Consider the following 24,133-nt stretch of genomic DNA (forward strand, 5'->3'; position numbering starts at 1 on the left):
GTGGAAAAAGGTTTCAACGCTGGCAGGTCGGACAGAAATAGGTCGACCGCTGACCCTGCACGATCTGGCGGATCGGCGTGTTGCATACGCGGCATGGCTGGCCCGCACGGTCGTAGACGAAGCAGTCGAGCTGGAAATAGCCGCTTTCGCCGTTGCTGCCGACGAAATCGCGCAATGTGCTGCCGCCGCGCTCAATCGCGTCGGCAAGCGTCGCGCGCACAGCGTCGGCCAGACGCTCGTAGCGCGGCAGCGACACCTTGCCGGCGGCCGTCGTCGGCCGGATGCCGGCGCGAAACAGGCTCTCCGACGCATAGATGTTGCCGACGCCGACGACCATGTCGCCCGCGAGCAGCGCCTGCTTGACCGACACGGTGCGTCCGCGCGTGCGCGCGTGCAGCAGCGCGCCGGTGAACGCCGGCGAGAACGGCTCGACGCCGAGGCTCGCGAGGAGCGGATGCGCATGCACGTCGCCCGCTTCGCGCGGGTGCCACAGCACCGCGCCGAAGCGACGCGGATCGCGGAACCGCAACACGAATTCGTCGAAGATCCAGTCGATGTGGTCGTGCTTCGCGGCGACCGGCACGCCGGCCGCGGGCAGCACGCGCAGCGTGCCCGTCATGCCGAGGTGGACGATGAACCAGCCCGCGTCGACCTCGAACAGCAGGTACTTGCCGCGACGCTCGACGGCGCGCACCTCGCGCGCGCGCAACTGCTCGGCGAGCCCCGCCGGCACGGGCCAGCGCAGCATCTCGGTACGGACGTCGACACTCTCGACGCGGCGGCCCGCGACAAAGGGCTCGATGCCCCGGCGCGTGACTTCGACTTCTGGCAACTCTGGCATGTTTTGCGGGTCTGAGACTGGATTCACGATCGTGCGTGTATTGTAGCGAGCGCGTTACAATCGGTTGAAACATCGAACGGATTTCCATGACTCTGCCCTCGAAGCTGCTTCAGAAGCGTCACGCCGCCGTGCGCGGCGCGCGCGCCTTCCCGGTCCGCCGTGCACTCGGCGCCGCGCTGTTTGCCGCCTGGACCCTCACCGCCTTCCCGGCCCACGCGCAGGATCCGGCATCGGACGACGCGGAGTCGCAGGGCGCGTTCGAGCATGTGATGCCGGACGAGAAAAAGGATCTCCCCGGCGTTCCGCTGACGAGCCAGATCGTCTACCAGGTGCTCGCCGCCGAGGTCGCGCTGCAGCGTAACCAGCCCGCGCCGGCCTACCAGACCTACCTCGCGCTCGCCCGCGACACGCGCGATCCGCGCATGGCGCAGCGTGCGACCGAGATCGCGCTCGGCGCGCAGAGTCCGGCCGACGCGCTGTCCGCCGCGAACCTGTGGCGCCAGTACGCACCCGATTCGAATCGCGCATCGCAGGTCGACGCCGCATTGCTGGTGCTCGCCGGCAAGCCGGCCGATGCACAGCCGATGCTCGCGCGCGAGCTGGCCCGGGCGACCGGCGAGACGCGCGGCCCGGCGATCCTCGCGCTGCAGGCGCTGCTCGTGCGCGGCTCCGACCGCGTCGGCGGCCTCGCGGTGCTGAAGGACATGCTGAAGAACGACCTGAACCGGCCCGAAGCCCAGCTCGCGATCGCGCGCCAGCAGCTCGCGGTCGACGACAAGGACGGCGCCGCGCAGTCGCTGAAGCAGGCGCTGCAGCTCCGCCCCGACTACCTGCCGGCGGCTTTGATGCTGTCGCAGATGGGGCCGGCGGAACGCGCGGCGGGCATCACGTCGTTCGAGAAGTATGTTCAGCAGAATCCGAAGTCGCGCGATGCGCGGCTCGCGCTGTCGCAGCTCTATCTCGCCGACGATCGCCTCGACGACGCGCAGAAGCAGTTCGAGACGATGCGCAAGCTCGACGCGAAGGATCCGACGCCGCTGATGGCGCTCGCGCTGATCAAGATCCAGCAGAAGAAGCTCGACGAAGCGACCGGCTACCTGAAGCAGTACGTCCAGCTCGGCGACAAGCAGCCGAATCTCGACGTCGGCCAGGGCTACATCTACCTCGCGCAGATCGCGATCGACCAGAACAACGACGCGCAGGCGTCGCAGTGGCTCGACAAGGTCGACCAGACGAGCCAGCACTACCTGCCCGCACAGATCACGCGCGCGCAATTGCTGCAGAAACAGGGCAAGACCGACGAGGCGCGCAAGGTGCTCGACGACCTGCCGATCACGGATCCGCGCGATGCGGCCGTGGTCGCACGCACCGACGCGTCGATCCTGTTCACCGCGAAGCGCTACCCGGAAGCCGAGGCACGGCTCGGGCAGGCGGTCCAGGACTTCCCCGACGATCCCGACCTGCGCTACGACTACGCGATGGCGGCCGAAAAGACCGGCCACTACACGACGATGGAAAAGCAGCTGCGCGAGCTGATCCGCACCCAGCCCGACAATCCGCAGGCGTACAACGCACTCGGCTATTCGCTCGCCGACCGCAACCAGCGGCTCCCCGAAGCCAGCAAGCTGATCGACAAGGCGATGACGCTCGCGCCGAACGACGCGTACATCATGGACAGCCTCGGCTGGGTGAAGTACCGGATGGGCGATACGGCCGGCGCGGCGAAGGTGTTGCGGCGTGCGTACGAACTGCAGCCGAACGCCGAGATCGGCGCGCATCTCGGCGAAGTGCTGTGGAAGAGCGGCGCGCAGGACGATGCGCGTTCCGCATGGCGTGACGCACAGAAGCTCGAGCCGGACAACGACACGCTCGTGCAGACGCTGAAACGCCTCCAGATCAACGGTCTCTGATGCAGATGTTCCCGACGTTTTCCCTGTCCTTCCGCGCGCAGCGCACGCTGGCCGCAGCCGGCGCGGCGCTCGTGCTCGCCGGCTGCGCGAGCACGCCGCCGTCGGCCAGCGCGCCGACCGGCGCGGCGCTGCAGACCGCCGCCACGCATGCTTACCATGGCCGCTTCGCGGTGCGGTACGACGACCGTCTCGGCAATCCGCAGAACGTGTACGGCAACTTCGACTGGCAGGAGCACGGCGACGACGTGTCGCTCGAGTTGCGCAGCCCGCTCGGCCAGACGCTCGCGGTCGTGAAATCGACGCCGCGCGCGGCGTCGCTCGAATTGCCGAACCGCCCGACGCAATATGCGCCTGACGTCGGCGACCTGATGCAGAAAACGCTCGGTTTCGAACTGCCGCTCGCGGGCCTGCGCTACTGGCTGCTGCCGACCGCCGCGCCCGCCACGCCCGCGCAGACGGTGCGCGATCCGGCCGACGGTACGCGCGTCAAGCAGATCCGCCAGGACGGCTGGACGATCGACTACCTTGCCTACGCGGATGCCCCGGCCACGGGCGTCAAACGCGTCAACCTCGTGCGCGCGACACCGCCGCTCGACATCAAGCTCGTGCTCGATCAGTGAGCACTGGCCCAGCCCAGACATACGCATGACCGATTCGACCCGCTCGCTGCGCAACTGCCTTGCGCCCGCGAAACTCAACCTGTTCCTGCACATCACCGGCCGCCGTCCGAACGGCTATCACGATCTGCAGAGCGTGTTCCAGTTGCTGAACTGGGGTGACACGCTGCACTTCACGCTCCGCGACGACGGCCGCGTCGCACGCGTCACCGACGTACCCGGCGTGCCCGAGGAAAGCGATCTTGTCGTGCGCGCAGCCAACCTGCTGAAAGCACATACGGGCACCGCGCAAGGTGTCGACATCGAGATCGACAAGCGCCTGCCGATGGGGGCCGGCCTCGGCGGCGGCAGCTCCGACGCGGCGACGACGCTGCTCGCGCTGAACCGCCTGTGGCACCTCGACCTGCCGCGCGCCGAACTCCAGTCGCTCGCGGTAAAACTCGGCGCCGACGTCCCGTTTTTTATTTTTGGAAAAAATGCGTTCGCAGAGGGTATCGGAGAAGAATTAGCTGAGGTACAATTGCCGACTCGCTGGTTCTTGGTTGTAACGCCCCGCGTTCACGTCCCAACCGCTGAAATATTTTCAGATGAGTTGTTGACAAGAGATTCGAAGCGCGTCACAATTACGGACTTTCTTGCACAGCAAAGCAGCGACGCGGGATGGCCAGATAGTTTCGGTCGGAACGATATGCAGCAAGTTGTGACAAGTAAGTACGCGGAAGTTGCGCAGGTGGTCAAATGGTTGTATGATGTGACCCCCGCGAGGATGACCGGCTCCGGAGCAAGCGTGTTTGCAGCGTTTCGCAGCAAGCATGAGGCAGAAGCGGCGCAAGCCAAGCTGCCCACCGGTTGGAACGGTGCAGTTGCCGAGAGCCTGAACGAGCATCCGCTCTTCGCTTTCGCGTCATGAAGTTTTACTTTGCCGAACGGCCTACACAAGTTCGGTGAAGTTATCAGTTAAGTGTAGGGGAGTCGCCAAGTTGGTCAAGGCACCGGATTTTGATTCCGGCATGCGAGGGTTCGAGTCCTTCCTCCCCTGCCAAAAATTTTCCCGCATTTCCCGCCTAAGCCCGAAGCAGGTGCACGATGAGCAGCCATGACGGCCTGATGGTTTTTACTGGCAACGCGAATCCCGCGCTCGCCCAGGAAGTCGTCAATATCCTTGGAATTCCCCTCGGCAAAGCAATGGTCAGCCGTTTCTCCGACGGCGAGATCCAGGTCGAGATCCAGGAAAACGTGCGTGGCAAGGACGTCTTCGTCCTGCAATCCACGTGCGCACCGACGAACGACAACCTGATGGAACTGATGATCATGGTCGATGCGCTCAAGCGCGCATCCGCCGGCCGGATCACTGCAGCCATCCCCTACTTCGGTTACGCCCGTCAGGATCGCCGCCCGCGTTCGGCGCGCGTCGCGATCTCGGCGAAGGTCGTCGCGAACATGCTGGAAATTGCCGGCGTCGAGCGGATCATCACGATGGATCTGCACGCCGACCAGATTCAAGGCTTCTTCGACATCCCGGTCGACAACATCTACGCAACGCCAATCCTGCTGGGTGACCTGCGCAAGCAGAACTACCCGGATCTGCTCGTCGTGTCGCCGGACGTCGGCGGCGTGGTGCGTGCCCGGGCACTCGCGAAGCAGCTCAACTGCGATCTCGCGATCATCGACAAGCGTCGCCCGAAGGCGAACGTCTCCGAAGTGATGAACATCATCGGTGAAGTCGAAGGCCGCACCTGCGTGATCATGGACGACATGGTCGATACGGCAGGCACGCTCTGCAAGGCTGCTCAAGTGCTGAAAGAGCGCGGCGCGAAGCAGGTCTTCGCCTACGCGACGCACCCGGTGCTGTCGGGTGGCGCAGGCGACCGCATCGCCGCATCGGCCCTCGACGAGCTGGTCGTCACCGACACGATCCCGCTGTCCGCCGAATCGCTCGGCTGCTCGAAGATCCGTGCACTGACGAGCGCGAGCCTGCTGGCCGAAACGTTCTCGCGGATCCGCCGCGGCGACTCGGTGATGTCGCTGTTCGCGGAATCCTGATCGCGAATCGACTGAACAAAGCATGCGCAGAAAGCGAAGCGGCAACGCTTCGCTTTTTGCACAATCGGACGGGATAGACGAAACCCCGGCCGTTTCATCGGGGGCCGCAATTTGACGGCCCCGTTTTACTGCCTGGTCGCGGGCAGCTATTGGAGAATCACATGAAAGTCGTCGCTTTCGAGCGCCAAGAGCAAGGTACGGGTGCGAGCCGCCGCCTGCGCAACGCTGGTAAGACCACGGGTATCGTTTACGGTGGCGAAGCAGCCCCGCAAAAGATCGAACTCGATCACAACGCCCTGTGGCACGCCCTGAAGAAGGAAGCTTTCCACTCGTCGATCCTCGACCTCGAAGTGGCTGGCCAGTCGCAACAGGTTCTGCTGCGCGACGTGCAATACCACCCGTTCAAGCAACTGGTGCTGCACGTGGACTTCCAACGCGTTGACGCGAAGAAGAAGCTGCACACGAAGGCTCCGCTGCACTTCCTGAACGCTGAAATCAGCCCGGCCGTGAAGCTGTCGAGCGCGATCGTTTCGCACGTCGCGACGGAAATCGAAATCGAGTGCCTGCCGGCTGACCTGCCGGAGTTCCTCGAAGTCGACCTGTCGAAGATCGAAGCCGGTCAATCGCTGCACGCGAAGGACATCACGCTGCCGAAGGGCGTCGCGCTGGTCGCGCACATCGACGCGGAAAACCCGGTTGTCGCATCGGCGACGGTCCCGGCTGGTGCCGTGTCGGACGCAGCAGAAGGCGAAACGCCGGCTGCCTGAGCGGGCTGCCCACGCGCCCCATCGATCCGTTTCTCGAAACGGTCGACGCAACCCGCCGCGGCTTGCCCGGCGGGTTTTTCTTTTTCTGCGCCCAGGCGGCCGTTGCCGCCTTCGAAACGTCATGATCAAACTGATCGTCGGCCTCGGCAATCCCGGGGCGGAATACACCGCGACGCGCCACAACGCCGGCTTCTGGCTGATCGACCAGCTCGCCCGCGAAGCCGGCGCGACGCTGCGCGACGAGCGCCGCTTCCACGGCTTCTACGCGAAAGCGCGCCTGCACGGCGAGGAAGTCCACCTGCTCGAGCCGCAAACCTACATGAACCGCTCCGGCCAGTCGGTCGTCGCGCTCGCGCAATTCTTCAAGATCCTGCCCGACCAGATCCTCGTCGCGCACGACGAGCTCGATCTGCCGCCCGGCACCGTGAAGCTGAAGCTCGGCGGCGGCAGCGGCGGCCACAACGGCCTGAAGGACATCACCGCGCACCTGTCGTCGCAGCAGTACTGGCGGCTGCGGATCGGCATCGGCCATCCGCGCGACCTGATTCCGGAAAGCGCGCGCGCCGGCGCGAAGCCCGACGTCGCGAACTTCGTGCTGAAGCCGCCGCGCCGCGAGGAACAGGACGTGATCGACGCGTCGATCGAACGCGCGCTCGCCGTGATGCCGATGGTCGTCAAGGGCGAACTCGACCGCGCGACGATGCAGTTGCATCGCAACTGACCGCATCGCACCGCTCCGGTGCATCGAGCCGTCCGGCGCCGCCGGGCGGCCCCGCCCGCCCCTTCCTGCGCGCACATGCGGTAATCTGGTCGCTTTGCCCGACAGGAGCCAAGCGGTGAGCCGTTACTGGAGCGACATCGTTCAGCAACTCGTGCCTTACGTGCCGGGCGAGCAGCCTGCGCTCGCACACCCCGTCAAGCTGAACACCAACGAGAATCCCTATCCGCCGTCGCCGCGCGTCGTCGCGGCAATCGCACGCGAACTCGGCGAGACCGGCGACACGCTGCGCCGCTATCCCGACCCGGTTGCGCGCGCGCTGCGCGAAGCGGTCGCGGCGCATCACCGGATCAAGCCCGAGCAGGTGTTCGTCGGCAACGGTTCCGACGAGGTGCTCGCGCACACGTTCCAGGCGCTGCTCAAGCACGACCGGCCGCTGCGCTTTCCCGACATCACGTACAGCTTCTATCCGACCTATGCGCGCCTGTACGGCGTCCAGACGTCGATCGTGCCGCTCGCGGACGACTTCTCGATCAGAGTCGACGACTATCTCGACGACGCCGGCGGCGTGCTGTTTCCGAACCCGAACGCACCGACCGGGCGCGCGCTGCCGCTCGCTGACGTCGAGCGGATCGCAGCGGCGAATCCGTCGTCGGTCGTCGTGATCGACGAAGCGTATGTCGACTTCGGCGCGCAGTCCGCGATCACGCTGATCGACCGCTACCCGAACCTGCTCGTCGTCCACACGACGTCGAAGGCGCGCTCGCTCGCGGGCATGCGCGTCGGCTTCGCATTCGGTGACGCAGCGCTGATCGACGCGCTGAACCGCGTGAAGGACAGCTTCAACTCGTACCCGCTCGACCGGCTCGCGCAAGTGGCCGCGCAGGCCGCCTATGAAGACACCGACTATTTCAACGCAACCTGTCGGCGCGTGATCGACAGCCGAACGCGTCTGACGCATGCGCTGGACGCACTCGGCTTCGACATCGTGCCGTCGGCCGCGAATTTCGTGTTCGCGCGCCATCCTGCGCACGACGCGGGCGCGATCGCAGCGAAACTGAAGGAACGGGAGATTTTCGTGCGGCACTTCCGGCTGCCGCGGATCGACCAGCACCTTCGCATCACCGTCGGCACCGACGCCGAATGCGATGCGCTCGTCGCGGCGTTGCGCGAGCTGCTGGCCTGAAACGGAAGAACCGGCGCCGGGCGGCGCCGACCCGGATGCGTGACGGGCGTGCCGAAGGACTCGAGCGCGCGCGTCACCGCTGAATCACGACGCGTCGTCGCCCTTTTCGGCGGTCAACGCGTGATACTTCTCCATCAATTGCGCGTGCGATTCGTCATGCTGCGGATCGCGCGGAATGCATTCGACCGGACACACCTGCTGGCACTGCGGTTCGTCGAAATGGCCGACGCACTCGGTGCACTTGTTCGGGTCGATCACGTAGATGTCCGGGCCCATCGAAATCGCGCCGTTCGGGCACTCGGGCTCGCACACGTCGCAATTGATGCACTCGTCGGTAATCATCAAAGCCATACTGATCTCACTTCTTCAGGCCGACGGCCGGCTTCACGACGAAACCGGCCGGCGCCGCATCACGCGGCAGGGCCTCCGATCGCAGCGACTTTCTCGGTCAGCCACTTCTCGACGGACGGGAACACGAACTTGCTGACATCGCCGCCCAACTGCGCGATTTCGCGCACGATCGTCCCCGAGATGAACTGGTACTGATCGGACGGCGTCATGAACATCGTCTCGACGTCGGGCAGCAGGTAGCGGTTCATCCCCGCCATCTGGAACTCGTATTCGAAATCGGACACGGCGCGCAGGCCGCGCACGATCACGCGCGCATTGTTGGTGCGGACGAAATCCTTCAGGAGGCCGGTGAAACTCATCACCTTCACGTTCGGATAATGGCCGAGCACCTCGTTCGCAATCGTCAGACGTTCTTCGAGCGAGAAGAACGGCTTTTTCGCGCGGCTGTCGGCCACACCGACCACCAGCGTATCAAAAATGCTCGACGCACGCCGCACGAGGTCTTCGTGCCCGCGCGTCAGCGGATCGAACGTACCGGGATACACGGCGACTACCATGTCGCTCCTCCTGTCATCACGCAAACGGGATGGCAGCCGTGCGATGCGCACGCCGCTGCCGAGATGGGCATGCGTCGCCTTTGCGGCGCGCCGCCTCGTATGGAACGCGCATTATTCATCATTTTCGCGCCGCAGCAAATGATAGTGAACCGCACCGGCCTTGCCGTGCTTCACGACCTCCCAGCCGGCGAGTGCGTCGTGCGCGGCCGGATCGAGCTCCGCCCCCGTCTCGACGTACAGCGCGCCGCCCGCCGCGACGAGCGGCGCCGCCAGCGCAATCGCGCGCTCGAGCGCGGCCAGATCGTCGAACGGCGGATCGAGAAACACGACGTCGAACGCGCCCGGCGTGAGCCCGGCCGCGAGCCGCAGCGCGTCCGCCTCGGCAACCTCGACCGCACGCGCGCCGAGCTTGTCCTTGATCGCTCGCAGCTGCTGCGCGGCGCGCGGATGGCGCTCGACCATCACGACGCTCGCCGCGCCGCGCGACACCGCCTCGAAACCGAGTGCGCCGGTGCCCGCGAACAGGTCGAGGCAACGCCGGCCTTCGAGATCCTGGCCGAGCCAGTTGAACAGCGTCTCGCGCACGCGATCGGGCGTCGGCCGCAGGCCGTCGAGATCGAGCACCGCGAGCGGCGTGCGTTTCCAGTCACCGCCGATGATGCGGATCGTGTGCGGCTTGCCGCGGCCAGAAGGGGCCGCCGGGCGGCCGGGAGAGGAACGGGACATACGGAATATCGACGACGGAGGGACCGGGCGCGCGCGGGGGCGCACCGCTAAACAGGCGCACGTTACCACAGCGGCGATGCGCGCTGGCGCGAGCGCCACGCCGCACTGATAAAATGCACGGTTTCGGCCGCCGTGCGCCGCGCCCGCGCGAACGCAGAACGGCCCGTCCGGTGCCCGCCCCTGGCGGCGGCCCGCCCTCTTCCCGACGTCAGACCATGTTCAGCTTCTTCAAACGATTCAAGAAAACGCAGGAGCCCGATCCGGCGGAATCGCAATCGGCCGACGCGCAGCAAACGGACGAGCCGTCCGAAGCGCCTGCGGTCGAGGCCCCGCCTGCGGCCGACGTGCCGCAAGTGCCCGCGCACCCGGCCGCGCCGGCCGTCGTGATGACGGTCACGCCGACCAACGACGGCCGCGACGAAGTCGTCGAGACGGTCGAAATCGTCCCGCCGCCGCTGCAGGACGCCACCGCGAAGAAATCGTGGCTCGCGCGCCTGAAAACGGGGCTCGCCAAGACGGGCTCGAGCATCACCGGCGTGTTCGTCAACACGAAGATCGACGAGGATCTGTACGAGGAGCTCGAGACCGCGCTGCTGATGTCCGACGCGGGCGTCGACGCGACCGAGTACCTGCTCGGCGCGCTGCGCGAAAAGGTGCGCACGGGCCGCCTGACCGACCCGCAGCAGGTGAAATCCGCACTGCACGACCTGCTCGTCGAGCTGCTGACGCCGCTCGAGAAATCGCTGATGCTCGGCCGCGCGCAGCCGCTCGTGATGATGATCACCGGCGTGAACGGTGCGGGCAAGACGACCAGCATCGGCAAGCTCGCGAAGCACCTGCAGAGCTTCGACCAGTCGGTGCTGCTGGCCGCGGGCGACACGTTCCGCGCGGCCGCGCGCGAACAACTGGCGGTCTGGGGCGAGCGCAACAACGTGACGGTCGTGCAGCAGGAAAGCGGCGATCCGGCCGCGGTGATCTTCGATGCGGTCAGCGCCGCGCGCGCGCGCAAGATCGACGTGATGATGGCCGACACGGCCGGCCGCCTGCCGACGCAGCTCCACCTGATGGAAGAGCTGAAGAAGGTGAAGCGCGTGATCTCGAAGGCGCACGACGGCGCGCCGCACGAAGTGCTGCTGGTGATCGATGCGAACACCGGCCAGAACGCGCTCACGCAGGTCAAGGCATTCGACGACGCGCTCGGCCTCACCGGCCTCATCGTCACGAAGCTCGACGGCACCGCGAAGGGCGGGATTCTCGCCGCGATCGCGCGGCAGCGCCCGGTGCCGGTCTACTTCATCGGCGTCGGCGAGAAGGTCGAGGATCTGCAGCCGTTCAGCGCGGTCGAATTCGCGGACGCGCTGCTCGGCTGAACACCGCGGGCACGCATCGCACAGGGCGCCGTCGGGCGCCCTTTTTTCATGCGCGCCCGGTCACGCGTGGCCCGGGCGCGCCGCGCTCATTCGGCGTCGGGCTGTGCGCCGGGCTCGGCGGCCTTGAACGCATCGAGCGTCGACGCATGGTCGACGATCCGCTGGATCGTCGGATAGCGCGTCGTGTCGATCGAGAAGCGGTTCGCGTTGAACACCTGCGGCACGAGGCATATGTCGGCGAGCGTCGGCGTATCGCCGAAGCACAGCTTGCCGGTGCGCGGATCGCTCGCGAGACGCGTCTCGAGCGTCTCGAAGCCCGCCTCGATCCAGTGCCGGTACCACGCGTTCTTCGCCTCCTCGGGCACCTTCAGCGTGTGCTTCAGGTACTTCAGCACGCGCAGGTTGTTGAGCGGATGGATTTCGCACGCGATCTGCAGCGCGACCGCACGCACATACGCGCGATCGACAGGCTGCTTCGGCAGCAGCGCCGGCTCCGGATGGGTTTCCTCGAGATATTCGATGATCGCGAGCGACTGCTGCAGCGTCGCGTCGCCGTCGATCAGCGTCGGTACGACCGCATCCGGATTCAGCGCGCGGTACGCGTCCTTCAGTTGCTCGCCGCCGTCGCGCAGCATGTGCACGGGGACATAGTCGAACGGCAGCTGCTTCAGGTTCAGGGCGATCCGCACGCGGTACGACGCGGAACTGCGGAAATAGCTGTAAAGCTTCATGGGATGTCTCTCGTAGTCGTATTCGGCCGGCGACGGCACGGGCGCGGCGCAGCCGGCGCGCACCGCCGGGACTCAGAGTGTAGCGCGCCGCGCCGCGCGGCCTCGCTTGGCGGCAGCCGCACCCGTGCGATACTCGGGGCATTCCTCACCGCTCACAGCGCGGCCCGATGCCGGCCGCCCGCCCCACGCCCCGATGACCGCTTCCCACGATCCCGCCGCCGTTCCGTTCCCGTGCGCCCGCTTCATCAAGGAAATCGGCCGCGGCCCGCACGGCGCACGCGCGCTGTCCGCCGAGGACACGTTCGAGCTCTATCGCGCGATGCTCGACGCACGCGTGTCGGACGTCGAACTCGGCGCGATCCTGATCGCCTATCGGCTGAAAGGCGAATCCGCCGACGAGCTGGCCGCGATGCTCGCCGCCGCGCAGGCGTCGTTCGAGCCGGTGCACGTGCAGGATGCCGCATTCCGCCCCGTGTCGATCCCGAGCTACAACGGCGCGCGCAAGCAGCCGAACCTCGTGCCGCTGCTCGCGCTGCTGCTCGCGCGCGAAGGCGTGCCGGTGCTCGTGCATGGCGTCGAGCAGGATCCGGGCCGCGTGACGAGCGCCGAGATCTTCTCGGCGTTGTCGCTCGCACCGTCGGCTTCGCACGATGCCATCGAGGACATGCTCGCCGAGCGCCGCGTCGCGTTCGCGTCGATCGAGGTGCTGGCGCCGCGCATCGCACGCCTGCTGTCGATGCGCAGCGTGCTCGGCGTGCGCAACTCGACGCATACGCTCGTGAAGATCCTGCAGCCGTTCGCGCCGGCCGGCCTGCGGCTCGTCAACTACACGCACCCGCCGTACCGCGACAGCCTGGCGCAATTGTTCCGCGACCATCCGGATGCCGCGCTCGGCGGCGCGCTGCTGGCACGCGGCACCGAGGGCGAAGCCGTTGCCGACACGCGGCGCCAGGTGCAGGTCGACTGGCTGCACGACGGCGTGTGCGACACGCTGATCGAGGCCGAACGCTCGTCGACCGATGCGCCCCCTGTTCCCCTGCCCGAATCGCGCGACGCGGCCACGACGGCCGCGTGGACCGACGCCGTATTGCGCGGCGAAGTGCCGGTGCCCGACACGGTCGCCCGGCAGGTCGCGACGATCGTGCAGATCGCCCGCATCGCACGCTGACGGCACGCTCGCGAACCGGCCCCACTTGCAGGGCATTTGACACGCGAGCGCATCCTGGCATAGAGTGGCCCTCATGCGTTCCTTTCCGAACACCCTCCGAATTACCTCCGGCCGCCTAGCGCGGCCGCTATCGCTACGACTAGCCTAAGGCTTTCGTAGCGCCGTGTGCTGTCCGCACGGTCCCTCCCAGCAGTTCCTCGCAGTACCCCTCTCGTAGTTTTTACAACCCGAAGTCGTCAGCATTCGTCCGTCTATCCGTCGGCCGACTCGCGAAGATCATCCGCATCCGCAGCGCGTTTACGTGCCGCGGAGCGAGGCAGCGCCAACCGTCGCCCATGCCGCCCGTCTTCGCTCGCGACTTGAGACCCGAGGTCCAGAAGATGCAGCGCAATCCGCAAGACAAGTACCGTCCGTTCGAGCCCGTCCGCCTCAATGGCCGCAAATGGCCGTCGCGCACCATCGAGCGCGCGCCCGTCTGGATGAGCACCGACCTGCGCGACGGCAACCAGTCGCTGATCGAGCCGATGAGCATCGAGCAGAAGGTCGAGTTCTTCGAGATGCTGGTCGCGATCGGGTTCAAGGAGATCGAAGTCGGTTTTCCGTCGGCGTCGCAAACCGACTTCGATTTCGTCCGCAAGCTGATCGACGACAAGCGGATTCCCGACGACGTGACGATCGAAGTGCTCGTGCAGGCGCGCGAGGACCTGATCGCCCGCACGTTCGATGCACTCGAAGGCGTGCCGCGCGCGATCGTGCACCTGTACAACGCGGTGTGCCCGTCGTTCCGCCGCATCGTGTTCGGGATGTCGAAGGCCGACGTGAAGGCGCTCGCGATCGACGGCACGCGCATCATCAAGGAACACGCCGCCGCGCGCCCCGACACGCAGTGGACCTTCCAGTACTCGCCGGAAACCTTCAGCATGACCGAGCTGACGTTCGCGCGCGAGATCTGCGACGCGGTCGCGCAGACCTGGCGGCCGACCCGCGATCACAAGATGATCATCAACCTGCCGGCCACCGTCGAAGCCGCGAGCCCGAACGTGTTCGCCGACCAGATCGAATGGATGGACCGCAACCTCGCGTACCGCGACAGCATCGTGTTGTCCGTGCATCCGCACAACGATCGCGGCACCGCGGTCGCGGCGGCCGAACTCGCGCTGCTCGCGGGCGCCGACCGCATCGAGGGCTGCCTGTTCGGCAATGGCGAACGCACCGGCAACGTCGATCTCGTCACGCTCGCGCTGAATCTCTACACGCAGGGCATCGATCCGGGCCTCGATTTCTCCGACATCGACGCGGTGCGCCGCGTCGTCGAACGCTGCAACCAGATTCCCGTGCATCCGCGCCACCCGTACGCGGGCGACCTCGTGTTCACCGCGTTCTCGGGCTCGCACCAGGACGCGATCCGCAAGGGCTTCGCGCAGCAGCGCCCCGACGCGGCCTGGGAAGTGCCGTACCTGCCGATCGACCCGGCCGACCTCGGCCGCAGCTATGACGCGGTGATCCGCGTGAACAGCCAGTCCGGCAAGGGCGGCGCGACGTTCCTGCTCGAACGCGGGATGGGCTTCACGCCGACGCGCCGCGTGCAGATCGAATTCAGCCATGCGGTGCAGACGCTCGCCGACGCGTCCGGCGAGGAAGTGACCGGCGACGCGATCTGCGCGTTGTTCGCGCGCGAATTCTTCGACACCGACGGGCCGGCCGAGCGACACGGCAACGGCGCGCGCTGGCAGAACCGCGAGATCGCGGCAGCGCCTGCGGCAGATGCAACGCCCGACGAGGCCGTGCGACGTTTGGCCGCGGCATTCGCGGCGGCCGCCGGCGCGGCGATCGACGTCGCGTCGTGCGAACACGCCCGCGCGACGGATGGACGGATCGCGGTATCGGTCGGCTGCCGGGTCGGCGATGCCCCGCTGCGGCACGGCGTCGGCCTGCACGCCGATGCGGCGAGCGCCGCGCTCGACGCGGTCGTCAGCGCGATCAACCGCTCGGCCTGGCACTGCGCGGATCGCCGCGCGGCGGCCTGAGCGGCAGGTTCCGTTCAGGGTTCAAACGTCAGCGAGCGGGGCGTGACCGCCCGTGCGCCGCGCGATCCGCGTCGCACGAGGCAGCAAAAAGCGGCCCAGAAGGCCGCTTCGCTGGGGACATGAAAAGGAGCGCCACGCGCGCTCATGTCTCGGTCGCGCACCGCGTCGCCTGCCACGCGAACAGGCTCCAGCGGCCCTGTTGGTGGGTGTGGACGGAGGTATAGGCAATCGGGAAGACCAGGCCGCCGTTGTTCGTTTCCATCTCGATCAACGCGCGCCCGGTGACGACGCAGGTTTCATCGCCGACGGGCAGCACGTCCTGCGACTGGATTTCGATCTGGCGATAGCGGCGGCGGCCGGCGACGATGGCGTCGATGAACTGCTGCTTGGTTTCGCGTTTGCCGTTGGTGTGGACGAAGAACACCTTGTCCGACAAAAGCGTGTCGAGCGCCTCGCCGTCCCCGTCCACCATCGCCCGGAACCGATCGCGCTCGAGCGCGCGGATCGCATCGACCACCTTCGCCATCGCCTGACTCCTCGGCAACGCGCACGCCGTGCGCGGGCGTGCGGATCAGAAGTTGTACTGCAAGTAGAACTGGTGGAAATTTATACCAGGATTCGGCTCTTTGATACCCGCGTTAGACACATGTTCAAAACGGTAGCCGACCTGATACTGTTGCCGTTGGCCGAACTGCACGCCCACGCCCCCCGTCGGCGCGAACTGGAACGCGGTGCCCAACGAGAAGTGATCCGAGATCGTCGGGTGCGTCAGCAGCCTCACGCCGCCGCCGGCCTCGATGAACGGGCGGATCTCCCCGGCGCTCTTGATGAAGCGGAACATCGGCGTCACGCCGAATTCGCCGATGTTGCCGTGGACGTTGCCGCCCGTGTGCCAGTAGGCGGCGTGCCCTTCCACGACGAACGCAAAGTGCCAGCCGCCGATTTCCCACCAGTTCCAGCCCGGATCCCACACCACGCCGAGATCGGCCTTGTCGACCCCGCGGCGATCCGAAAAACCACCGCCCGCCTGAATCCCCCATCGATCCGCACATGCCGCACCCGATCCGGCCAGAAGGGACGCCGCCAGCATCGCGTGCAGCGCAAGCCGGCTGCGGGGCCGGCGATTCTTCTTATTGTTCATCTGTCACTCCAACTTTGGGGGTTGAATGGAGCCAGCCGCATCGGCCGGCTCAAGCGAACTGAATGGTATGGTAAAGGACTTTTCGGATCGGCATCACAAAGCGAAATGGCTTGCTTCCAAAACGACAAAAATTGAAATCGTCTACTGATTACCATCAGAAACAACGGCTTACGGAACTTCGCTTCGCCCCCTCTGTCGCAGAATAGACTATCGACTCGACTTGCTCGATAGAAAAAACGGGAACTCCGATGCCCACGCTTGCTCTAAGGAATTAGCACTCGGTTTCCGGGAGTGCTAAGATGGCTCCCGGAATCTCATCCGAGACCGGGGGTTTGTCCCTGATTCCAAAGGAGTTTTTTAGTGAGCAACGCCCTGACCCTCCCGAACACCCTGAGCCCGACGCCGGCCAAGGCCGCATCGGCAGGCTCGCTGGCGCTCGCAGCCCAATCGATGTTGCCGGGCCAGCTTGGCAACATCGACGCGTATATCCAGGCCGTCAATCGCATTCCGCTGCTGACGCCGGAAGAGGAACGCCAGTACGCGACCGAATTCCGCGAGGGCAACAACCTCGACTCGGCACGCCGCCTCGTGCTGTCACACCTGCGGCTCGTCGTGTCGATCTCGCGCAACTATCTCGGCTACGGTCTCCCGCACGGCGACCTGATCCAGGAAGGCAACATCGGCCTGATGAAGGCCGTGAAGCGCTTCGATCCGGCCCAGAACGTGCGTCTCGTGTCGTACGCGATCCACTGGATCAAGGCCGAGATTCACGAGTACATCCTGCGCAACTGGCGCACGGTGAAGGTCGCGACGACGAAGGCGCAGCGCAAGCTGTTCTTCAACCTGCGCAGCCACAAGAAAGGCCTGCAGGCGATGACGCCCGAGGAAATCGACGGCCTCGCGAAGGAACTGAACGTCAAGCGCGAAGACGTGACCGAAATGGAAACGCGCCTGTCGGGCGGCGACATCGCGCTCGAAGGGCAGGTCGAGGACGGCGAGGAGTCGTACGCGCCGATCGCCTACCTGGCCGACTCGCACAACGAACCGACCGCCGTGCTGGCCGCGCGTCAGCGCGACACGCTGCAGACGGACGGCATCGCGCAGGCACTCGGCGCACTCGACGCGCGCAGCCGCCGCATCATCGAGGCGCGCTGGCTGCACGTCGACGACGACGGCTCGGGCGGCTCGACGCTGCACGATCTCGCCGCCGAGTTCGGTGTGTCGGCAGAGCGCATCCGCCAGATCGAGGCGAGCGCGATGAAAAAGATGCGCACCGCCCTCGCCGAATACGCGTAAATCGCTGCGTTTTAGAGCGCTTCATCAAAAACCGCTGCCCGACCGGCAGCGGTTTTTTTTCGCCCGTCTTTTCCCCTGCTTTTCATGCGCTGCTTCGTTCGTTTCTCGACGCGTTTCAGTGCGGATTAATTGACCTGATTCGTCAGGTAATAGGCCGTTTGGGGGCCCCTTCCGCATAACCTTGATCTGCCTCAAGTTTCGGCCCGTGTTTCGCGACGGTCTGCCGCAGCGCAGCACTCGGCATCGGAAAGCCGTCCTTTTAAAATTGGCATGTCAGGCGCAAAAGGATTAAAACAGCTTCACGGCCGTCATAAATCCGACGTAAAGTCGCCCCAAATCAGATTTAAATCGATTCAGGATATTCGCCTTGATCTCGATCAATAAAGAGCCTGCGCCGCCGCCCGCGCGGCCGGCCGGCACGATCGGCTGGCGCGCGCGCATCGCCGCGTGGGCACGCGGACCGACCCTCGCCCGCGACATCACCCTGGTGCTGATCGTCAAGCTGATCCTCCTGATGTCGCTCAAATACGCATTCTTCAATCATCCGCAGGCCGAGCACATGTCGTTGCCGCCTGCCGCCGTCGCCGAGAAGCTGCTCTCGGTACCGGCGCCTGCATCTACCGAGGGAGACCACCATGATAAGTAGTGAAGTCGTCGATCTGTCACGTCTGCAGTTCGGCATCACGGCGCTCTACCACTTCCTGTTCGTGCCGCTGACGCTCGGCCTGTCCTGGCTGCTCGTCATCATGGAAGCGGTGTACGTGATGACCGGCAAACAGGTCTACAAGGACATGACCCAGTTCTGGGGCAAGCTGTTCGGGATCAACTTCGCGATGGGCGTGACGACCGGCATCACGCTCGAATTCCAGTTCGGCACGAACTGGTCGTACTACTCGCACTATGTCGGCGACATCTTCGGCGTACCGCTCGCGGTAGAAGGCCTGATGGCGTTCTTCCTCGAATCGACGTTCGTCGGCCTGTTCTTCTTCGGCTGGAACCGCCTGTCGAAGGTCAAGCACCTGATGGTCACGTTCCTCGTCGCGCTCGGCTCGAACCTGTCCGCGCTGTGGATCCTCGTCGCGAACGGCTGGATGAACAACCCGGTCGGCGCCGAGTTCAACTACCAGACGATGCGCATGGAGATGACGAGCCTGTTCGACGTGCTGTTCAACCCGGTCGCGCAGGTGAAGTTCGTGCACACGGTGTCGGCCGGCTATGTGTCGGCGGCGATGTTCGTGCTCGGCGTGTCGTCGTGGTACCTGCTGAAGAAGCGCGACGTCGACTTCGCGCTGCGCTCGTTCGCGGTCGCGGCCGGCTTCGGCCTCGCGGCGACGCTGTGCGTGATCGTGCTCGGTGACGAATCGGGCTATACGACCGGCGAAGTACAGAAGATGAAGCTCGCCGCGATCGAATCCGAATGGGAAACGCAGCCGGCACCCGCATCGTTCACGCTGATCGGCATCCCGAACCAGGAAGAACAGCGCACCGACTATGCGATCAAGATCCCGTACGCGCTCGGCCTGATCGCGACGCGCTCGATCGACGAACCGGTGATCGGCCTGCGCGAGCTCGCGAAGCACAGCGAGGAGCACATCCAGAGCGGGATGGTCGCGTACGGCGCGCTGCAGAAGATCAAGCAGGGCGACACGAGCGACGCGACCCGCGCGCTGTTCGACCAGCACAAGCAGTATCTCGGCTACGGGCTGATGCTCAAGCAGTTCACGCCTAACGTGGTCGACGCGACGCCCGAGCAGATCAAGGCCGCCGCGAAGAAGACGATCCCGCCGGTCGCGCCCGTGTTCTTCTCGTTCCGGATCATGGTGGCCCTCGGCTTCCTGTTCGTCGCGACGTTCATCGCCGCGTTCTGGTTCTGCGCGCGCCGCGAACTGCTGCAGGACAACCGCCGCTGGTTCCTCCGCTATGCGGTGTGGGCGATCCCGCTGCCGTGGATCGCGATCGAATTCGGCTGGATCGTCGCCGAGCTCGGCCGCCAGCCGTGGACGATCGCCGGCGTGCTGCCGACGCACCTGTCCGCGTCGAGCCTGCAGCCGAGCGACCTGTACCTGAGTCTCGCGGGCTTCATCCTGTTCTATACCGCGCTGTTCGTCATCGAGATCAAGCTGATGTTCAAGTACGCGCGCCTCGGCCCGTCGTCGTTGCATACCGGCCGCTATCACCACGAAATCGCGGCCGCCAGCGAGCGCGCCACGGCGTGAGCACGCACCTGAAACGGAACAAGGAATCGCTATGGACTATGCAACTCTCAAGCTGATCTGGTGGCTGCTCGTCGGCGTGCTGCTGATCGGCTTCGCCGTCACCGACGGCTTCGACATGGGCGCGACCGCGCTGCTGCCGTTCCTCGGCAAGACCGACGAGGAGCGCCGCATCATCGTCAACACCGTCGGCGCGACGTGGGAAGGCAACCAGGTGTGGCTGATCACGGCCGGCGGCGCGATGTTCGCGGCCTGGCCGCTCGTCTACGCGGCGTCGTTCTCCGGCTTCTACTTCGCGATGCTGCTCGTGCTGTTCGCGCTGTTCTTCCGGCCGGTGGGCTTCGACTACCGCAGCAAGCGCCCTGACCCGCGCTGGCGCGCGGGCTGGGACTGGGGCCTGTTCGTCGGCGGCTTCGTGCCGGCGCTCGTGTTCGGCGTCGCGTTCGGCAACCTGCTGCAAGGCGTGCCGTTCAAGTTCGACAGCGACCTGCGCGTGACCTACTACGGCGGCTTCTGGGCGCTGCTGAACCCGTTCGCGCTGCTGTGCGGGCTCGTCAGCCTCACGATGCTCGTCGCGCACGGCGCAGCCTTCATCAAGATGAAGACGGACGGCGTGATCGCGCGCCGTGCGTCGGTCGCGCTGCGCGTGGCGTCGTTCCTCGCGGTCGTGCTGTTCGTGCTGGCCGGCGTGCTGGTCGCGTCGACCATCGGCGGCTTCCACATCACGCACGCCGCGCCCACCGATACGGTCGCGAACCCGCTGCTCAAGGACGTCGCCGCCGGCTCGGGCCTGTGGCTCGCGAACTACGGCGAATTCCCGTGGATGATCGCAGCGCCCGTCGTCGCGATCGCGGGTGGCCTGATCGCGCTGCTGCTCGCCGGCTCGAAGCAGGAGAAGACGGCGTTCTTCTGCACGGGCCTGATGATCACCGGCGTGATCCTGACCGCCGGCTTCTCGATGTTCCCGTTCATCATGCCGTCGTCGCTCGACCCGCGCAGCAGCCTGACCGTGTGGGATTCCACGTCGAGCCACATGACGCTGCAGGTGATGCTGTTCGCGGTGATCGTGTTCCTGCCGATCGTCCTGCTCTACACGAGCTGGGTGTATCGCGTGATGCGCGGCAAGGTCACGCGCGAGGTGCTCGAAGAGAACAAGCATTCGCTGTATTGATGCTTTGAACCGGGCCGGGGCGCGCACGCGCCCTCGCCCACCGTTTCGCAAGGAGTCGGATCATGTGGTATTTCAGCTGGATTCTCGGTATCGGCGTCGCGCTGTCGTTCGGCATCGTCAATGCGATGTGGCTCGAAGCGCGGCAGAAGGCGCAGGAAGCACGCGTTCGCCACGACTGATGCGCGCGCGGCCGATCGCGCCGCCGCCGTCCCGAAGGAACCTCGCCGCGCGCGAGGTTTTTTTTCGCCCCCGGCCGGCTGGAGAGGCCCGCCGGCGCGATGCCAATTTAGCGCCAGATTGATACCACTTGAATACCAATAAAAGGTTTCATAAGATCTTTGGACACGGCCGCTGACAGGCCGAATCCTTCCGGGTGGGGGAGACATGCGAATCCCGTATGTGGCGCGCGCTGGCGCGCCGTCTCGTCGTCGGCGCGTGGCGGCCGGTTGTGCGTCGTCGGCGAGTGTCGCCGTCATCGACCGCGCAGGTCGCGCACGCGCCTTTGCCCATGGGCACGTCGTCACGGCATCACCATCAGCAGCAGCCGCTGCCGTGCACCGCCGATGAAGACGCGCACCCGCCCGCGCCGATCCGACCGGCACGCCTGCCCGCCACCCGTTCCGTAACGCACGCGCCCGCGTGCCGACTTCGCGCGGAGCAGCCGCATCGCCCGCGCACCCTGTTGTCCCCGCAGCTCCGTTGAAAGACCCGCTCGCAGCGACGTCATCCCGTGACGCCGCTACGCCCCCTTTTGTCTCAGGAGTCCGCATGAACCGAACCTTGTCCACCCTGTTTGCCGGCCTGCTGATCGCGGCGCTGTCGCCGGTCGCGCTCGGCGCGCCGCCGGCGTCGAGCGCGGCGGTCGCGACGGCCGGCACCGTCCGGCCACCCGTGCCGCCGGCCGATCTCGCGGCGCGGTTGTCGAACGGCCTCGCGTTGCGCGTCGCCGTCGACAACAATCATGCAGCCGCGGCCGGCGTGCCGTGCGCCGATCTCGGCGCCGACGGCGCGGCCTGCGCAACCGGCCGCCTGATCCTGCAGAACCGCGGCCACCAGGCGATTGCCGACGGCGGCTGGAGGCTCTACCTGCACAGCATCCGCCGCCTGCTGCGGATCGACCGCCCCGGGTTCGCGCTGCGGCGGCTCACCGGCGACCTGTACGAACTGACGCCGCAACCGGGCTCGGTGCGGCTGGCACCGGGCGAGCGCATCGAGCTGCCGTTCGTCGCCGAATACTGGCTGCTGCGCTACAGCGACGTGATCCCGCGCCCGTACGTGGTCGTCGACGGCGCGCCGCCCGCCGTGCTCCGCTACAACGACACCGACGACGAACTGCGCTACGTCGAATCGCTGCCGGCCGACGCGCAGAACAACTCGACCGGCAATGCGCCGCCCGTCGCCGCACGGCCCGACGCGAGCCGCGCGCTGCCGAGCGTGAAGCGCGAGCAGCCGCTGCCCGGCACGCTCGACCTGCGCGGCGTCGAGCTCACGCTGCCGAACCTGCCGGACGCGCAGGTCGCGGCGCTGCGCGAGCGCGCGGCGACACTCGGGCTCGACGGCGCACGCGTGCCGGTGTGGGGCGCCGTCGCGCCGCGCCGGCTGCCGGCCGACATCGCGACGCCGGGCGGCTACCGGCTCGCGATCGGGCCGCGCGGCGCGTACATCGAAGCGTACGATCGTGCCGGCCTCTACTACGGCGTGCAGACGCTCTACTCGCTCGCGCCCGCCGGCGGCGGCCCGATCCCGGCGATGCTCGTCGAGGATGCGCCGCGCTTCACGCATCGCGGAATGCACGTCGATCTCGCACGCAACTTCAAGCATCCGGCGACGCTGCGCCGGCTGATCGACCAGATGAGCGCGTACAAGCTCAACCGTCTGCACCTGCATCTGTCCGACGACGAGGGCTGGCGCATCGAGATTCCCGGCCTGCCCGAACTCACCGAGATCGGGGGGCGCCGCTGCCATGACCCGAGCGAGACGCGCTGCCTGCTGCCGCAGCTCGGCTCCGGCCCGGACAACCGCTCCGGCGGCGGCTACCTGACGCGCGACGACTACGTGTCGCTGGTGCGCTACGCGGCCGCGCATTTCGTCGAGATCATCCCCGAGATCGACATGCCCGCGCATGCGCGGGCGGCCGTCGTGACGATGGAGGCACGCTACAAGCGGCTGCATGCGGCCGGCCGCGAGCAGGAAGCGAACGCATACCGGCTGCTCGATCCGCAGGACACGTCGAACCTGACGACGGTGCAGTTCTACGACCGGCGCAGCGACCTGAACCCGTGCGTGCCGGGCGCGCTCAATTTCGCGTCGAAGGTGATCCGCGAGATCGCGGCGATGCATGCGGACGCGCAGGCGCCGCTGCACACCTGGCACTACGGCGGCGACGAGGCGAAGAACATCTTCCTCGGCGGGGGGTTCCAGCCGCTGAACGGCACCGATCCGAGCAAGGGGCGCATCGACCTCGCCGCGCAGGACAAGCCGTGGGCGCGTTCGCCCGCGTGCACGGCACTCCTCCAGCGCGGCGAGATCAAGTCGATCGACGAGTTGCCGACACGTTTCGCGCAACAGGTGAGCGCGGCGGTCAGCGCGAACGGGATCGACACGATGGCCGCGTGGCAGGACGGCATCAAGCATGCGAACGGGCCGCAGGACTTCAGCACGCGCCACGTGATGGTGTCGCTGTGGGACACGATCTTCTGGGGCGCATCGGACAGCGCGCGCGACCTGAGCGGCAAGGGCTACCAGACGGTGCTCGCGCTGCCCGACTACCTGTACTTCGACTTCCCGTACACGCTCAACCCGCGCGAGCGCGGCTACTACTGGGGCTCGCATGCGACGGACGAGTACAAGGTGTTCTCGCTCGCGCCGGAGAACCTGCCGCAGAACGCCGAAGTGATGGGCGACCGTGACGGCAACACGTTCGAGGTGACGGGCACGGGCCCCGCGCCGCGCATCGAAGGCATGCAGGGGCAGGCGTGGGGCGAGGTGATGCGCAACGACACCTTCCTCGAATACATGGCCTATCCGCGGCTGCTGGCGCTCGCCGAGCGTGCATGGCACCGGGCCGACTGGGAGCTGCCGTATGCGGCCGGCGTGCGCTTCAGGCGCGGCGACACGCATCACGTCGACACGGCCGCGCTGCAACGCGACTGGGCCGGCTTCGCGACGCTGCTCACGCAACGCGAACTGCCGAAGCTCGACCGGGCCGGCGTCGGCTACCGGAAGCCGACCTTCACGCTGACGAATCCGTGAACGGCTGAGTGACGAGGTGATGCGCGTTGCACGATGCGCGCGGGCGCA

23 protein-coding genes and 1 tRNA gene are annotated in these 24,133 nt (G+C 66.4%); 17 read left to right on the forward strand and 7 right to left on the reverse strand.

Translation table 11 applies throughout. The features are described 5' to 3' along the window. Nucleotides 1-13 precede the first annotated feature (13 nt). Nucleotides 14-841 carry a bifunctional DNA-formamidopyrimidine glycosylase/DNA-(apurinic or apyrimidinic site) lyase gene (gene mutM, locus CFB40_RS15270; RefSeq protein WP_089431698.1) on the reverse strand — a complete coding sequence of 276 codons (828 nt, stop codon included), beginning with the start codon at nucleotides 839-841 and terminating at the stop codon, nucleotides 14-16. 86 nt (nucleotides 842-927) lie between these two features. On the opposite strand from mutM, the gene CFB40_RS15275 reads away from it, so the two are divergent. From CFB40_RS15275 to hisC, 8 genes are all read left to right on the forward strand, one after another. After that, a complete protein-coding gene (locus tag CFB40_RS15275; protein WP_089426355.1) occupies nucleotides 928-2,751 on the forward strand; it encodes a tetratricopeptide repeat protein in 1,824 nt (607 codons plus the stop codon). Beyond that, complete coding sequence (gene lolB / locus CFB40_RS15280; protein ID WP_089426356.1) at nucleotides 2,751-3,371, forward strand: lipoprotein insertase outer membrane protein LolB; 621 nt, start codon at nucleotides 2,751-2,753, stop codon at nucleotides 3,369-3,371. Before CFB40_RS15275 ends, lolB begins: the two co-directional genes overlap by 1 nt. A 25-nt stretch (nucleotides 3,372-3,396) precedes the next feature. Next, on the forward strand, nucleotides 3,397-4,278 hold the full coding sequence (gene ispE, locus CFB40_RS15285) for a 4-(cytidine 5'-diphospho)-2-C-methyl-D-erythritol kinase (RefSeq protein ID WP_089431699.1): 882 nt from the start codon (nucleotides 3,397-3,399) through the stop codon (nucleotides 4,276-4,278). 55 nt (nucleotides 4,279-4,333) lie between these two features. After that, nucleotides 4,334-4,410, forward strand: a tRNA-Gln gene (locus CFB40_RS15290). Nucleotides 4,411-4,454: 44 nt separating this feature from the next. Then, entirely contained in the window at nucleotides 4,455-5,411 is a 957-nt protein-coding gene (locus CFB40_RS15295) for a ribose-phosphate pyrophosphokinase (protein WP_089426358.1), read from the forward strand. A gap of 161 nt (nucleotides 5,412-5,572) precedes the next feature. After that, the gene (locus CFB40_RS15300) at nucleotides 5,573-6,178 is read left to right on the forward strand and encodes a 50S ribosomal protein L25/general stress protein Ctc (RefSeq protein ID WP_085042200.1); all 606 of its coding nucleotides are present in this window, start codon (nucleotides 5,573-5,575) and stop codon (nucleotides 6,176-6,178) included. Nucleotides 6,179-6,299: 121 nt separating this feature from the next. Continuing rightward, nucleotides 6,300-6,899, forward strand: coding sequence for an aminoacyl-tRNA hydrolase (gene pth, locus CFB40_RS15305; RefSeq protein WP_021163050.1), 600 nt, complete (start codon nucleotides 6,300-6,302; stop codon nucleotides 6,897-6,899). Between the two features lie 115 nt (nucleotides 6,900-7,014). Further along, nucleotides 7,015-8,082, forward strand: a complete 1,068-nt coding sequence (gene hisC, locus CFB40_RS15310; protein WP_069248898.1) for a histidinol-phosphate transaminase — start codon at nucleotides 7,015-7,017, stop codon at nucleotides 8,080-8,082. Between the two features lie 84 nt (nucleotides 8,083-8,166). On the opposite strand, the gene CFB40_RS15315 is transcribed toward hisC, so the two are convergent. The 3 genes from CFB40_RS15315 to rsmD all read right to left on the reverse strand — a co-directional run bounded on the left by CFB40_RS15315 (nucleotide 8,167) and on the right by rsmD (nucleotide 9,716). Next, nucleotides 8,167-8,433 carry a YfhL family 4Fe-4S dicluster ferredoxin gene (locus CFB40_RS15315; RefSeq protein WP_069248899.1) on the reverse strand — a complete coding sequence of 89 codons (267 nt, stop codon included), beginning with the start codon at nucleotides 8,431-8,433 and terminating at the stop codon, nucleotides 8,167-8,169. A 59-nt stretch (nucleotides 8,434-8,492) separates the two neighbouring features. Continuing rightward, nucleotides 8,493-8,990 carry a pantetheine-phosphate adenylyltransferase gene (gene coaD / locus CFB40_RS15320; protein ID WP_039346084.1) on the reverse strand — a complete coding sequence of 166 codons (498 nt, stop codon included), beginning with the start codon at nucleotides 8,988-8,990 and terminating at the stop codon, nucleotides 8,493-8,495. Nucleotides 8,991-9,101: 111 nt separating this feature from the next. Continuing rightward, complete coding sequence (gene rsmD, locus CFB40_RS15325; RefSeq protein WP_089431700.1) at nucleotides 9,102-9,716, reverse strand: 16S rRNA (guanine(966)-N(2))-methyltransferase RsmD; 615 nt, start codon at nucleotides 9,714-9,716, stop codon at nucleotides 9,102-9,104. A gap of 215 nt (nucleotides 9,717-9,931) precedes the next feature. On the opposite strand from rsmD, the gene ftsY reads away from it, so the two are divergent. Next, on the forward strand, nucleotides 9,932-11,086 hold the full coding sequence (gene ftsY / locus CFB40_RS15330; RefSeq protein WP_089431701.1) for a signal recognition particle-docking protein FtsY: 1,155 nt from the start codon (nucleotides 9,932-9,934) through the stop codon (nucleotides 11,084-11,086). Nucleotides 11,087-11,172: 86 nt separating this feature from the next. Here the strand turns inward: ftsY and maiA are convergent, their stop codons facing one another. Further along, nucleotides 11,173-11,817 (reverse strand): maleylacetoacetate isomerase, encoded by a 645-nt coding sequence (gene maiA / locus CFB40_RS15335; protein WP_089426658.1) that lies wholly within the window; start codon nucleotides 11,815-11,817, stop codon nucleotides 11,173-11,175. A 193-nt stretch (nucleotides 11,818-12,010) separates the two neighbouring features. Between maiA and ybiB the strand changes: the two genes are divergently transcribed. Then, nucleotides 12,011-12,985: a DNA-binding protein YbiB gene (gene ybiB, locus CFB40_RS15340; RefSeq protein ID WP_089431702.1), complete on the forward strand. Its 975-nt coding sequence runs from the start codon at nucleotides 12,011-12,013 to the stop codon at nucleotides 12,983-12,985. 380 nt (nucleotides 12,986-13,365) lie between these two features. Continuing rightward, nucleotides 13,366-15,012 carry a 2-isopropylmalate synthase gene (leuA, locus tag CFB40_RS15345; RefSeq protein ID WP_089431703.1) on the forward strand — a complete coding sequence of 549 codons (1,647 nt, stop codon included), beginning with the start codon at nucleotides 13,366-13,368 and terminating at the stop codon, nucleotides 15,010-15,012. 142 nt (nucleotides 15,013-15,154) lie between these two features. Here leuA and CFB40_RS15350 read toward each other — a convergent pair whose 3' ends face one another. Beyond that, entirely contained in the window at nucleotides 15,155-15,538 is a 384-nt protein-coding gene (locus tag CFB40_RS15350) for a nuclear transport factor 2 family protein (RefSeq protein WP_069248904.1), read from the reverse strand. A gap of 45 nt (nucleotides 15,539-15,583) precedes the next feature. Continuing rightward, the gene (locus CFB40_RS15355) at nucleotides 15,584-16,153 is read right to left on the reverse strand and encodes an acyloxyacyl hydrolase (RefSeq protein WP_089426364.1); all 570 of its coding nucleotides are present in this window, start codon (nucleotides 16,151-16,153) and stop codon (nucleotides 15,584-15,586) included. A gap of 360 nt (nucleotides 16,154-16,513) precedes the next feature. Between CFB40_RS15355 and rpoH the strand changes: the two genes are divergently transcribed. The 6 genes from rpoH to CFB40_RS15390 all read left to right on the forward strand — a co-directional run bounded on the left by rpoH (nucleotide 16,514) and on the right by CFB40_RS15390 (nucleotide 24,085). Then, nucleotides 16,514-17,449, forward strand: a complete 936-nt coding sequence (gene rpoH, locus CFB40_RS15360; RefSeq protein ID WP_089426365.1) for an RNA polymerase sigma factor RpoH — start codon at nucleotides 16,514-16,516, stop codon at nucleotides 17,447-17,449. A 367-nt stretch (nucleotides 17,450-17,816) separates the two neighbouring features. Continuing rightward, nucleotides 17,817-18,095 carry a cytochrome oxidase putative small subunit CydP gene (gene cydP, locus CFB40_RS15365; protein ID WP_089426366.1) on the forward strand — a complete coding sequence of 93 codons (279 nt, stop codon included), beginning with the start codon at nucleotides 17,817-17,819 and terminating at the stop codon, nucleotides 18,093-18,095. After that, nucleotides 18,085-19,665, forward strand: a complete 1,581-nt coding sequence (locus CFB40_RS15370; protein ID WP_089431704.1) for a cytochrome ubiquinol oxidase subunit I — start codon at nucleotides 18,085-18,087, stop codon at nucleotides 19,663-19,665. Before cydP ends, CFB40_RS15370 begins: the two co-directional genes overlap by 11 nt. 31 nt (nucleotides 19,666-19,696) lie before the next feature. Next, nucleotides 19,697-20,833, forward strand: a complete 1,137-nt coding sequence (gene cydB, locus CFB40_RS15375) for a cytochrome d ubiquinol oxidase subunit II (protein ID WP_089431705.1) — start codon at nucleotides 19,697-19,699, stop codon at nucleotides 20,831-20,833. A gap of 62 nt (nucleotides 20,834-20,895) precedes the next feature. After that, nucleotides 20,896-21,012: a cytochrome bd-I oxidase subunit CydX gene (gene cydX / locus CFB40_RS15380; protein ID WP_089431706.1), complete on the forward strand. Its 117-nt coding sequence runs from the start codon at nucleotides 20,896-20,898 to the stop codon at nucleotides 21,010-21,012. Nucleotides 21,013-21,601: 589 nt separating this feature from the next. Beyond that, complete coding sequence (locus CFB40_RS15390; protein WP_089431707.1) at nucleotides 21,602-24,085, forward strand: family 20 glycosylhydrolase; 2,484 nt, start codon at nucleotides 21,602-21,604, stop codon at nucleotides 24,083-24,085. Nucleotides 24,086-24,133 lie beyond the last annotated feature (48 nt).

This window comes from Burkholderia sp. AU31652 (assembly GCF_002223155.1).
Lineage (GTDB): Bacteria > Pseudomonadota > Gammaproteobacteria > Burkholderiales > Burkholderiaceae > Burkholderia.